Source organism: Paenalcaligenes hominis, assembly GCF_011927625.1.
Taxonomy (GTDB): Bacteria; Pseudomonadota; Gammaproteobacteria; order Burkholderiales; family Burkholderiaceae_B; genus Paenalcaligenes; species Paenalcaligenes hominis.
In genome coordinates this window covers 297,425-308,960 of record NZ_JAATIZ010000002.1, presented here as the reverse complement: position 1 = coordinate 308,960, position 11,536 = coordinate 297,425, and the positions used below count along the sequence as shown (strand labels likewise).

Sequence of the window (11,536 nt, the reverse complement as noted above, 5' to 3'; positions counted from 1 at the left end):
TAAGCAACAAACGCTAAGGTTTAAAAGGTAAAGGTAGCCAAATTATACATAAAGGCCATAGCAAAACGGGCTTTACGCGTTGCGTTTGTGCCGTTAATCTGAACCTTAAGTCACCGTCAAACTAGCGATAGGAGGTGTTTGTGAAATACCGTACCTATGGAAGTGAGGTTGAATATGAACCCAATGCAGAAGAGCAGGTTCTAAAAAACACCCTTCACATTAAAACCCAAGCAGAAATGAACCTAGCAGAAAACCGTCTGTTGCTGCGGTTGTATGAAGCCCTGTTTGAGCCTAAGTTTGATGTGCCGCAAGTATCTGTAGAGGTGTTGCAGTACTGGCATTATAGATGGCTTGGGCCCCTGTATCAGTGGGCAGGCCAATTGCGTACTGTACACATGTCTAAAGGTGCTTTTCCTTTTGCCTCTGCGCACTTGCTTCCTACATTGCTACATCAGTACGAGCAACAGTTTTTGCAGCATTATCCATACCTCCCTACCTATAGCCTAGATGAATTATGGGCTTATTTAGCGCAGAGTCATGTGGAGTTTATTTTGATCCACCCCTTTAGAGAAGGGAATGGGCGCTTGGGAAGATTGCTACTGGACGTGATGGCAACTCAAGCTGGCTTTACCCCTTTAGACTACAGCGGGTGGGACCAGAATAAAGCCTATTATATAGGGGCGATTCATGCTGGGCTGATGGGAGACTATATGCCTATGCAGCGTTTAATTAAAGATATTTGGCCTGCCTAAGCTAACGCGCTAGCTGCAACTGCGCATAGCGATCAGATTTAAGTTGGGCTTCGATAGTAGCCGTGTTGGCTGTGCTTTCTAGGGCTGCAGAGCTAGCCACAGCACGATAAAGACATTGTTTAGAGACGGTTTTAGTAGGCTGACGCAAGGGTGCGCTGTGTACATTTGACATGTAATAGGCTCCAAGAGAACACCTTTGATTATACCATGCACTGCTCTGGTTTTTGTCGTTGCCGTACATTTAGCCCTCGAACAAAACCTACTGAGTTGCAGTATAGTTAGACGAAAAAAAGACCGCAAATGCGGTCTGTTTTTTATGCTAATGGTGCCCGAGGCCGGAATCGAACCGGCACCCCTCTCGGGATCGGATTTTGAGTCCGACGCGTCTACCAATTCCACCACTCGGGCACGAGCTATCTGGTAGCAGCAAAAAGAAATTATAGAGGGAGCAGGGCAGATACGCAAGCAATTTTTCAAAAGCTAAAAGCAAAGCATTTATTTGTCTAATCCTCGGCACTGATTTATAGCAGGGCGTTACGTTTGAGTGTCATAATCAACCCCTTAATAAGGGTTTAACTAAGCGAGCTTGGCATGCAAATTTGGGTAGATGCGGACGCATGTCCGGTGGTCATTAAAGATATTTTGTATCGAGGTGCACAGCGCTGGCAGTGCAAGATGTATTTAGTGGCAAATCAGGCGTTGCGTACACCGCCGTCGCCATGGGTGCGTGCGATTCAGGTTCAGCGTGGGTTTGATGTGGCCGATGATTATATTGTGGCGCAGGCTCAAGCAGGCGATGTGGTCATTACCGGCGATATTCCGCTTGCTGCACAGCTAGTAGATAAAGCGGTCCATGTGCTCAGCCCCCGTGGAGAGCGTTTTACGGCTGATACGATTCGAGAACGGCTAGCAATGCGCGACCTAATGGAGGAATTGCGAGGTTTCGGTGTCGATACCGGAGGGCCGGCCGCGCTGTCTCATAGTGATAGAAAAGCGTTTGCCAATGCCTTTGATGCGTTAATGCAAAAATTAAGCCGGACTTAAGATGATGAGTGCGCGTTCCCGTAGTCCACAGAGCCTAATGTGCCCATTTACATGTGAATACTGATGGTTTGTGCCCACATGACTAGAAGCGTCTACAGAGTTGGGTTACTCTTTTAGCTTGTATTAATAAGGAGTCGATTATGGCACAAGCCGCCGCAAGTCATATTTTAGTAGAAACAGAAGCCCGCGCTCAGGAATTAAAAAGCGCTATCGAAGCAGGCGCCGATTTTGCGCAACTTGCTCAACAAAACTCTAGCTGCCCATCCGCCCACCAAGGTGGCGCATTAGGGACATTTGGCCGTGGTCAAATGGTGCCTGAGTTTGATGAGGTAGTGTTTACTGCCCCAGTAGGCGTAGTTCAAGGGCCTGTTAAAACCCAGTTTGGTTACCATTTGGTTTTGGTGACAGAACGCAACGACTAATTCTTTGTGCCTTAGCCATGCGCTAGCCGTTGCTATTGCCTAGTCAACGGCCGTGCTGGCTTTGTGGAGCAATGAAATGGGCGTAGTCTGTGAGTGCAACATGTTGCGCTTAACGAGGTCTAGCTTACATAAAGACTACGCCCCTTTCACGCATACCACCTGCTTTAACACATGCAAGACTTCTACTAAGTCTTCTTGATTTGCCATGACCTCATCAATGTCTTTGTAAGCGCTCGGCAACTCGTCTAACACTGCAGCATCTTTGCGGCACTCTACCCCTTCGGTTTGGGCACGCAAATCCTCTACACTAAATTGCTTTCTGGCTTGGGTGCGGCTGAACTGACGGCCTGCCCCATGTGCACACGAGCAATACGAATCAATATTTCCTTTACCACGCACTATATAGCTGCGTTGGCCCATGCTGCCGGGAATAACGCCTAAATCACCGTCCCTAGCTCGAATAGCCCCTTTGCGTGTCACCCAGAGCTTGCGCCCAAAGTGCTCCTCTTGCTCTACGTAATTGTGATGGCAATTAATGGCTTCTTGGGTAACGTGAAACGGTTTTTTAATATGGCGGCGTAGAGCCGCTATGGTTTTAGCCATCATGACGCGACGGTTTTCAAAGGCGTAGTCTTGAGCCCATTGCACGGCCTCGACGTAGTCGTCAAAGTCGTCGCTGTCATCTGGCAAATAGGCTAAATCGGCATCTGGTAACTGAATACCAAACGCTTCCATGCGTTTTTTGGCTTTTTCTATGAAATAACGGCCAATTAAATTGCCAATGCCTCGCGAGCCAGAGTGCAGCATGACCCATACGTCATCGTTTTGATCTAAACAGATCTCAATAAAATGATTGCCTGAGCCTAGGGTACCGATTTGACGCTGCGCATTATTTTTTTCTAGCAGAGGATGTTTTGCTGTGAGTTGTTTTAGGCGCGTAGACAGCTCGATATCGAACTTGGGCATGTTTTTAGGCTTGTGCGTCCCTGCAGGCCCCGCACCCAGAGGCACGTCTCGTTCGATCTGGTGACGTATAGGGGCTAAATTGTCAGGCAGATCGGTGGCTGTCAGCGACAAGCGCACGGCATTAATCCCACATCCGATGTCTACCCCGACTGCCGCCGGAATCACCGCATGATCGGTAGCAATAACACTTCCTACTGTGGCACCAATACCCACATGGACATCAGGCATGGCAACCACCCCATGCGAGTGCACAAAAGGTAGCGTGGAGACATTCTGTAATTGAGCTAAGGCGGCTGGATCAATATCGTCGGTCCAGATCTTGATGGGCGCAGCCCCTTCATGGTGTATAACGTGTTTCATACAATCTATGATGGCATGGACTACGCTAGAATACCAGCTAAGGTCTTGGAAACACGAGGTATTTTAAGAAAATAGGTTATGTGCTTGAATTTTTACCTAACGCACCCATCTATAAACCTATTGATTAACTCTTTTCCTTATATGTGAACCGACATGAGTCAAGTAGAACAAAAGAATGAGGAAGTCCTCGGCTTTCAAACAGAAGTAAAACAGCTACTGCATTTGATGATTCACTCTTTGTACTCCAACAAAGAGATCTTTTTGCGCGAATTGGTATCCAATGCGTCCGATGCGTGTGACAAATTGCGCTTTGAAGCCATTGATAACCCCGACCTTCTCGAAGGGGATGCGGATCTACGCATTCGTGTGGATTACGACAAGGATTCCCGTAGCATCACCATATCAGATAACGGGATTGGGATGGACCGGGACGAGGTGATCCAAAACCTAGGTACCATTGCTCGTTCTGGCACCAAAGAGTTCTTTAGTCAATTAACCGGTGATAACAAAAAAGACTCGCAGCTTATTGGTCAGTTTGGGGTCGGTTTCTACTCGTCTTTTATCGTGGCAGAAAAGGTTTCTGTTCTAACTCGCCGCGCGGGAACACCTGAAACAGAAGCCGTACTTTGGGAGTCCACCGGAGAGGGCGAGTTCACTATTGCGCCGGCTGAAAAAGCCGATCGTGGTACAGCGATTACCTTGTACTTGCGTGAAGAGGATGCTGAGTTTGCCGATAACTGGCGTTTACGTTCAATCTTGCGTCGTTACTCAGATCATATTTCTTTGCCAGTGCAAATGCGCAAAGAGGAATGGAACGAAGAAAAACAAGAAAACTTACGGACTAACGAGTGGGAAAACGTCAACCAAGCCAACGCGCTCTGGACTCGCTCACGCAATGACATTGAAGACGAGCAATACATTGAGTTTTACAAACATATTGCTCATGACTTTGAAGAACCATTAGCGTGGACACATAATCGTGTCGAGGGCCGCACCGAATACACCCAACTGCTGTATGTGCCCAAACGCGCTCCGTTTGATATGTGGGATCGCGATGCCAAACGTGGTGTGCAGCTTTATGTAAAACGTGTGTTTATCATGGACGACGCCGAGCAGTTGTTACCCAACTATCTGCGTTTTGTTCGGGGTGTGATTGATTCGGCTGATCTGCCCTTAAACGTGTCCCGCGAAATTTTGCAGGAGAGCCGTGACGTACGTGCGATCCGTGATGGCTCTGCTCGTCGTATTTTGTCCTTGCTCGAAGACCTAGCAGAAAATCAAGCCGAGAAATACGAGAGTTTCTGGCAGGTATTTGGTTCCGTGCTGAAAGAGGGCGTAGGCGAAGACTCGACGAACAAAGATCGTATTGCGAGCTTGTTGCGCTTTGCGTCGACCCATAATGACACCTCTGTGCAAAATGTCTCGTTCGCGGATTACATCGAACGCATGAAAGAGGGTCAAGACAAAATTTACTACGTCACAGCAGACTCTTATTCTGCCGCTAAAAACAGCCCTCATCTCGAGGTATTCCGTAAAAAAGGTATCGAGGTCTTGCTGTTTAGCGAAGGGGTAGACGAGTGGATGCTGTCGTTCTTGAATGAGTTTGACGGTAAAGCCTTGGTATCGGTTGCTAAAGGCGGGTTAGATCTTGCCGAGCTAGCAGATGATGAGGAAAAGAAAAAACAAGAGCAAATAGCAGAAACCTACAAGCCGTTAGTCGAGCGTTTAAAAACCGCTCTAGGTGACAAGGTGAAAGAGGTGCGTATTACTGGTCGCTTGGTGGATTCACCTGCGTGTGTGGTCGTGGATGAAAATGAAATGAGTCCGCATCTACTGCGCATGCTTCAAGCCGCTGGTCAACAAACGCCCGAGCTAAAACCTATTCTTGAAATTAACCCCGAGCACAGCTTAATTAATCGTATTAATGAAGCCGCAGAGGATGACTTTAGCGATTGGGCCGCGTTGCTAGTCGACCAAGCCATGCTTGCCGAAGGGGCTACATTGGATGAGCCAGCGTTGTTTGTACAACGTATGAACCGCTTGTTATTAAAAAGCTAAGGCGCTCTTTTTCTAACGGCTAAAGGCGATGTGAACACATCGCCTTTTTTGTTGCCTCGTAGCAACACTGCAAATGGCAATAACATTCGATTTGCGTTTGCTAATGATAATGATTATCATTTGTCAAATTGTAAATTTAATTAGAATGTATTCATTTCAGGAGAGTGTGATGCTCAGCAGTTATCCGTTGGCCAGATCATTTAGCCAAAAGGTGCTTTATACGGCAATTTGTAGCGCGCTAGCGGCCCCCGCTTTTGCACAGGACACCGACACCAACACCGTGCAGCAATTAAAAACGATTTCTGTGCAGGGATCGAATGTGGATGCGTACCAAGCTAAAGAAGCCAGCTCTCTGAAAATGACAGCTCCACTGTTAGACACGCCTCGCACCGTGAATGTGATTTCTGAAGAGTTAATTAAAGACCGGGCCGCCACCTCACTGCAAGATGTGCTGCGCACCACGCCAGGTATTACATTAGGTTCCGGAGAAGGGGGCACCCCAACCGGAGACCGTCCGTTCATACGCGGCTACGAGGCCAGTACTGACATTTTTATTGATGGGGTTCGTGATTATGCACGCGGTTCACACGAAACATTTAATTTGGAGTCGGTAGAGGTCATTAAAGGCCCCAGCTCAGCCTACACTGGACGAGGTGGTACCGGTGGCAGCATTAATTTGGTAACTAAAACCCCAAAATTAGAAAACTTTGCCGAGGGCAGCGCAGGCATTGGTAATGGCGGCCAGCATCGGCTGACAGTAGATGGTAACTATGTGTTTAGTGACACGGGTGCCATGCGTTTAAACCTGATGCGTACTGGTGGTGATATGCCAGGCCGTAATGAAGTGAAAATGGATCGCTGGGGGATCGCGCCGTCGATATCATTTGGCTTAGGAACGCCTACTCGGGCCACATTGAGCTATTCCCATATTGTGAACAAAGACACACCCGATTGGGGCATTCCTTTCCGTAATCAGGCCAATCCAGATCGGGTAGAGCCGATTAAAGTTGATCGCAACAACTATTATGGTCGTAAGGAAGTGGATTTCCGAGAAAATACCTTTGATACCGCCACGGCTGAAATCGAGCATGATTTAAATCACGATTTTACCGTACGAAATATTACCCGTTACGGAACTAGCCTTAACCACTATCTCTACACTCGCCCATCTTTTGATAATTGTGTGGCAGGGGCAACAGGATCATGCGCCACGGAAGATGCAGGCCTGCAGTTTACGCGTGCTGATCGTATGCGTTGGCGCAAAAGCGAGTCCTTAATTAACCAAACCGATGTATTTGGTCAATTTAGAACAGGGCAGCTAGAGCACCAAATTGCGGCAGGAATAGAGTTCAGCAAAGAAGACATTTACTCTAAAGCCATGACAGGTGGGCCTGGTGCCGATACCGATTCATTTTGGAATCCGAATCCCAATCGCCCTTACACCACGAATTTTGCTTATGGCCCAAAGACAAAAGATGGTTCAATTAAGACCCAATCCATTTATGTATTTGACACGGTACAGTTAAACGAGCAGTGGTCGGTGAATGCTGGGGTGCGTTACGACAAGTTTAAAGTGACGGATACCGTTAAAAATAATTCACGTACAGATAATCTATGGAATTACCAAGCCGGGGTTGTCTATAAACCAGTCCATAATGGCTCGGTGTATCTCTCATACGGTACGTCCTCTAACCCAGCAGGGGAAAACTTTGGACAGGCAGGTGGGGCAGATGGCCCTGCGGGTGGTGCTCAGTTGCACGACTTAAAACCCGAGAAAAGCCACTCTTGGGAGCTAGGTACCAAGTGGGATGTAATGGACGAGAAGTTGTCCTTAACCGCCGCAGTATTCCAAACAGATAAAACCAATGCCCGTTCTACCGACCCGTTAACCGGAAATGTGTCATTGGCAGGCAGCAATCGTGTACGTGGTCTAGAGCTAAGCGTTTCAGGTGCTATTACCCCCAAATGGGATGTGTGGGCTGGCTATACGTATTTAGATCCTAAGATTAAAAAATACCGTAATGGTACGAATGTCTTTGATGGGAATCAAATCAAATTTATCGCTAAAAACAGTGCTTCGTTGTGGACTACATACAAGTTTATGCCCGACTGGACTGCCGGTGCAGGGGTAACCTATGTAGGGCAACGTTTTGTGGATGATGCCAATGTGTTAAAGCTTCCTTCTCATACTGTATATGATGCCATGGTGCGTTACGATGTGAATAAGAGCTTCAACCTGCAGTTCAATGTGAACAATATTGGCAACACACGGGTATACGATGCGTCTCATGTGGGTATTTTTGCCAATGTGGGGCCGGGCCGTTCCTATATGCTGAATGCGACTTACCGTTTTGAGTAAATCTTGAGCTGATGCAGCCAGGTTACCGCCCCTTAGGGGGCGGTTTTGTTTATGATGATTGAGTGGGTTTTTGAGTGGGGTTTAGTATGCTGATTACCATTTCTGAGGTATTAACGCCTGAACAAGTGCACGACTGTCAGCAGGCGTTATTAAGTGCGCCTTGGCAAGAAGGCAAGGAAACGGCAGGTTATTTAGCACAGCAGGTAAAAACCAATTTGCAGTTACCTATAGACAATGCAATTGCTCAACAGGTTGGCGCTTTTTTATTGCATATTTTAAATAATAACCCAAGCTTTGTGGCGGCTGCGCTACCCGCCAAAATTCTACCGCCACGCTTTAATTGCTATCAGGGCGGCGGCACGTACGGGAATCATATTGATAATGCCATTTTTCCTTTAGCAGATACCTCACAACGTCTGCGCACCGATGTGTCATCCACATTATTTTTGAGTGATCCGGACGACTACGATGGGGGCGAGCTAGTGATTGAGGATACGTACGGGCAGCAGTCGATTAAATTAAACGCTGGCGATATGGTGTTGTACCCGGGTACCAGTTTGCATAGAGTCAACCCAGTCACCAAAGGACGTCGATTCGCCTCTTTTTTTTGGACGCAAAGCATGGTGCGACAGGCGCATAAACGCAGTATGTTGTGGGAATTAGATCAAAGCATTCAACGCTTGGCGGCTAGCAATGCGTCACCCAGTGAACTTGCCCGGTTAAGTGGCGTCTACCATAATTTATTACGCGAATGGGCTGAACTCTAATGACAACGATTTTGCCACCTTTAACCGCTATCCCTGCTGAAATTGTTGCGGTTCAAGACTACGTGCCGTATGCCTACGAACGCATGAGTGCTCAAGCTTGGGCGTACTTTAGTGGTGGGGCCGCTGATGAACAGCTTATGCGTCGTAATGAAGCCGGAGCCCCCTACCGTATTTGGCCGCGGGTACTGAATGATTTAAGCCATGCCTCCACTCAGTTGCAGTTACTAGGCCAGACGTATGCGTATCCCCTATTTTTAGCGCCCGTAGCGTATCAGAAACTGGCTCACACCCAGGGTGAGCTGGCTTCGGCACTGGCGGCAGCGGCAATGCAGACCCCTTTTATTATTAGTATGCAGGCATCTCAGACCATTGAGGCCATCGCACACCATGCGCCAGGGCCGCAGTGGTTGCAATGGTATTGGCAGCCAGATACACAGGCCACAGAGCGTTTGTTACAGCGTGCCGTAGCAGCTGGGATACAGGCCATCGTATTAACGGTAGATGCGCCAGTCAATGGTATTCGAAATACTGAACAACGTGCACAGTTCGCTCTACCAGAGCCGGTCGCTGCGGTAAACCTCAAAGACATGCACATCCCTGTCCCTCCAGTCGTTGGGGCAGGACAAAGCCCACTGTTTGGTACGGGTTATTTGGCTACCCGACCCACATGGCACGAGGTCGCACAGTTTATAAAGCACAGCCCTTTGCCGGTATTGTTAAAGGGCATTTTGCATCCTCTAGATGCGCAGCAAGCCGTAGAAATCGGTGCGGCAGGGGTTATTATTTCCAATCATGGTGGGCGTGTTTTGGATGCTAGCCCTACAGCATGGGAGGTTTTGCCTTTAATTGTCCAAGCGGTAGACCGGCGCATCCCTATTTTGATGGATGGCGGTATACGTCGTGGCACAGACATATTTGTGGCCTTAGCACTTGGGGCGCAGGCTGTATTGATTGGGCGCCCCTATGTGTACGCTTTAGCTGCGGCGGGTGCTGCGGGGGTTGCTCATGTTCTGCATATATTACGCACTGAGCTTGAAGTGGCGATGGCCTTAGCGGGTTGCGCCCAACTCGCTGATATAAACAAGGCTAATCTAATGCCTTTGGGCTAGTCCAGCGGAAAAAAACGCAAAGGTAAATGGCACTGGTGTGCATAATGCCACCAATCGAAGCTAGGGCCCGGGTCTGTTTTACGTCCCGGTGCAATATGCTCATGACCACGCACCGCGCGTATGGGATAGCGTTGGCATAGTAGCTCGGTCAACCTACTTAAGCGTTCGTATTGCTCGGGGGTATAGGCGATGTGGTCAGCGCCTTCTAGCTCTATGCCAATAGAAAAATCATTGCATCCTGTTAGCCCCTCGAAGAGCGATTCGCCCGCGTGCCAGGCGCGATCATCCGTTGATACAAACTGCACTAAATTCCCGTCGCGCCGAATTAAAAAATGGGCTGAAACCGTGACCCCACGAATGTTCTCAAACCAAGGGTGTGCAGTAAAATCGAGTTGATTTTGAAAAAAATCAATGACTGCATCGCCTGAGAACTGATTAGGGGGCAAGCTAATATTGTGGACTACTAACAAAAAGGGCGTAGAGAGGTGGGGGCGTTCGTTGTGGTTTGGGGAAACAGCATGCTGCACCCCCTCTATACGATGCAACCAACCATGACGATCTAATTGCATTAGTGGCGTGGCCCAAGTTTGGCGTGATCTAAACTACACCATGTGTGATCATTACTCATGAGTGCCTCTGAGCGAGGCAGATAAATACCACAATGGGCGCAGCGCACCATTTGTTCTGTTCCCTTAGGGCTAGGCGCACGCCTTGGGCGCGTACGCGCTACCGTTTTTTTATGGGTGATGAGTCGGGTGATAAATAACGCGGCAATAATAACAACCACCCAAATTAATAATTTAGCCAAAAGGACCTCGCTGCAAAATAACATCTAACACAAATCGGCTTCCGGAATAGGCCAGGAATAAAAAACTAAACCCTACCAAAGTCCAGCGTAAAGCCGTGCGCCCGCGCCAGCCTCGAATACGGCGACCGAGCAGCAACCCACCAAAAGTAAACCAAGACAACAGAGTAAAAAACGTTTTGTGATCGACAGGAAGCAGTTGATCAACTAACCGTAATGATACCGCGGCGCCTGTCAATACAGTAAGCGTCAATGCAAAAAAAGCCATGCGTATCAAGCGAAACAAGAGGTCTTCCTGAACCATAAGAGGTGGCATGCTATCGAGAGCTCGGTACCACGTGTTTTGTTCTCCGGCGCGCTGAACCGGTTTGTGAAGTTGACGATCAAGCACTGTAATTAAAATGGCATGTAAAGCCGCCACACCGGCCAAGCCATAAGAGGCCAACGCAATTAATAAATGAACCCGTAACCATTCGCTGGTTTCAGAGCTAACAACGACGCCATGCGGAAAAAGCGCTGCAATTAAGCTGACTACAGCAGCCGTAGGTAGTAATATAAGTAATAAACTATCCAAGCGTAGGTATAGGCTTTCGAACCAAAATACCACCATACCTAACCATAACCCCGCAGATAATGCGCTGGCCCAGCCTATATGCAGACCTTGAGGCATAATAATGGCTAATAATAAACCGGTGCCATGAATGATAATAGCGCCTAATAATCCCGTTCTGAAGGTACGGTCTAAGTGGGGGGATCGTTGGTATTTTTGTATGGGTAGCCATAAGGATAAAGCCAATACAGCATAGGCGATGGCCGCCAATCCATGAAATACTATACTTGCAGACATATTTATCGACAGGGTAGGTAAAGGTTTTCAGGCACGATGCCACAGTA

At 48.1% G+C, this 11,536-nt stretch carries 12 protein-coding genes and 1 tRNA gene; 7 read left to right on the top strand and 6 right to left on the bottom strand.

Going from position 1 to position 11,536, the window contains the following annotated elements; genetic code table 11:
* The first annotated feature begins 140 nt into the window (after positions 1-140).
* Positions 141-752, top strand: a complete 612-nt coding sequence (locus GGR41_RS05500; protein WP_209279753.1) for a Fic/DOC family protein — start codon at positions 141-143, stop codon at positions 750-752.
* Position 753: 1 nt separating this feature from the next.
* Here GGR41_RS05500 and GGR41_RS05495 read toward each other — a convergent pair whose 3' ends face one another.
* Both GGR41_RS05495 and GGR41_RS05490 read right to left on the bottom strand, forming a co-directional pair.
* Positions 754-924 carry a hypothetical protein gene (locus tag GGR41_RS05495; protein ID WP_167660992.1) on the bottom strand — a complete coding sequence of 57 codons (171 nt, stop codon included), beginning with the start codon at positions 922-924 and terminating at the stop codon, positions 754-756.
* Positions 925-1,075: 151 nt separating this feature from the next.
* Positions 1,076-1,160: transfer RNA gene (locus GGR41_RS05490), tRNA-Leu, on the bottom strand.
* 183 nt (positions 1,161-1,343) lie between these two features.
* Here GGR41_RS05490 and GGR41_RS05485 point away from each other — a divergent pair.
* Together GGR41_RS05485 and GGR41_RS05480 are read left to right on the top strand one after the other, a co-directional pair.
* Positions 1,344-1,796 carry a YaiI/YqxD family protein gene (locus tag GGR41_RS05485; RefSeq protein WP_167660991.1) on the top strand — a complete coding sequence of 151 codons (453 nt, stop codon included), beginning with the start codon at positions 1,344-1,346 and terminating at the stop codon, positions 1,794-1,796.
* Between the two features lie 122 nt (positions 1,797-1,918).
* Positions 1,919-2,218 (top strand): peptidylprolyl isomerase, encoded by a 300-nt coding sequence (locus GGR41_RS05480; RefSeq protein WP_268235105.1) that lies wholly within the window; start codon positions 1,919-1,921, stop codon positions 2,216-2,218.
* A gap of 135 nt (positions 2,219-2,353) precedes the next feature.
* On the opposite strand, the gene GGR41_RS05475 is transcribed toward GGR41_RS05480, so the two are convergent.
* A complete protein-coding gene (locus tag GGR41_RS05475; RefSeq protein ID WP_167660990.1) occupies positions 2,354-3,544 on the bottom strand; it encodes an RtcB family protein in 1,191 nt (396 codons plus the stop codon).
* 153 nt (positions 3,545-3,697) lie between these two features.
* Between GGR41_RS05475 and htpG the strand changes: the two genes are divergently transcribed.
* From htpG to GGR41_RS05455, 4 genes are all read left to right on the top strand, one after another.
* Entirely contained in the window at positions 3,698-5,602 is a 1,905-nt protein-coding gene (gene htpG / locus GGR41_RS05470) for a molecular chaperone HtpG (protein WP_167660989.1), read from the top strand.
* Positions 5,603-5,747: 145 nt separating this feature from the next.
* Positions 5,748-7,961, top strand: coding sequence for a TonB-dependent receptor (locus GGR41_RS05465; protein ID WP_244951437.1), 2,214 nt, complete (start codon positions 5,748-5,750; stop codon positions 7,959-7,961).
* Between the two features lie 86 nt (positions 7,962-8,047).
* Positions 8,048-8,728 (top strand): Fe2+-dependent dioxygenase, encoded by a 681-nt coding sequence (locus tag GGR41_RS05460; RefSeq protein WP_167660988.1) that lies wholly within the window; start codon positions 8,048-8,050, stop codon positions 8,726-8,728.
* Positions 8,728-9,837: an alpha-hydroxy acid oxidase gene (locus tag GGR41_RS05455; RefSeq protein ID WP_167660987.1), complete on the top strand. Its 1,110-nt coding sequence runs from the start codon at positions 8,728-8,730 to the stop codon at positions 9,835-9,837. The genes GGR41_RS05460 and GGR41_RS05455 overlap by 1 nt, the downstream gene beginning before the upstream one ends.
* Here the strand turns inward: GGR41_RS05455 and ampD are convergent.
* Genes ampD through GGR41_RS05440 form a run of 3 tightly spaced genes read right to left on the bottom strand, consistent with a single transcriptional unit; the run spans position 9,834 to position 11,489 of the window.
* Positions 9,834-10,406, bottom strand: a complete 573-nt coding sequence (gene ampD / locus GGR41_RS05450; RefSeq protein ID WP_167660986.1) for a 1,6-anhydro-N-acetylmuramyl-L-alanine amidase AmpD — start codon at positions 10,404-10,406, stop codon at positions 9,834-9,836. The genes GGR41_RS05455 and ampD overlap by 4 nt on opposite strands.
* A complete protein-coding gene (locus tag GGR41_RS05445; RefSeq protein WP_167660985.1) occupies positions 10,406-10,645 on the bottom strand; it encodes a PP0621 family protein in 240 nt (79 codons plus the stop codon). Before GGR41_RS05445 ends, ampD begins: the two co-directional genes overlap by 1 nt.
* Positions 10,638-11,489: a cytochrome C assembly family protein gene (locus GGR41_RS05440; RefSeq protein WP_167660984.1), complete on the bottom strand. Its 852-nt coding sequence runs from the start codon at positions 11,487-11,489 to the stop codon at positions 10,638-10,640. Before GGR41_RS05440 ends, GGR41_RS05445 begins: the two co-directional genes overlap by 8 nt.
* Positions 11,490-11,536: the final 47 nt, after the last annotated feature.

Bases quoted from the DNA above. Each gene is read 5' to 3' on its own strand.
- htpG (WP_167660989.1), top strand. From the start codon at position 3,698: ATGAGTCAAGTAGAACAAAAGAATGAGGAAGTCCTCGGCTTTCAAACA.
- GGR41_RS05475 (WP_167660990.1), bottom strand. From the start codon at position 3,544: ATGAAACACGTTATACACCATGAAGGGGCTGCGCCCATCAAGATCTGG.
- ampD (WP_167660986.1), bottom strand. From the start codon at position 10,406: ATGCAATTAGATCGTCATGGTTGGTTGCATCGTATAGAGGGGGTGCAG.
- GGR41_RS05460 (WP_167660988.1), top strand. From the start codon at position 8,048: ATGCTGATTACCATTTCTGAGGTATTAACGCCTGAACAAGTGCACGAC.
- GGR41_RS05440 (WP_167660984.1), bottom strand. From the start codon at position 11,489: ATGTCTGCAAGTATAGTATTTCATGGATTGGCGGCCATCGCCTATGCT.
- GGR41_RS05455 (WP_167660987.1), top strand. From the start codon at position 8,728: ATGACAACGATTTTGCCACCTTTAACCGCTATCCCTGCTGAAATTGTT.
- GGR41_RS05495 (WP_167660992.1), bottom strand. From the start codon at position 924: ATGTCAAATGTACACAGCGCACCCTTGCGTCAGCCTACTAAAACCGTC.
- GGR41_RS05465 (WP_244951437.1), top strand. From the start codon at position 5,748: ATGTATTCATTTCAGGAGAGTGTGATGCTCAGCAGTTATCCGTTGGCC.
- GGR41_RS05485 (WP_167660991.1), top strand. From the start codon at position 1,344: ATGCAAATTTGGGTAGATGCGGACGCATGTCCGGTGGTCATTAAAGAT.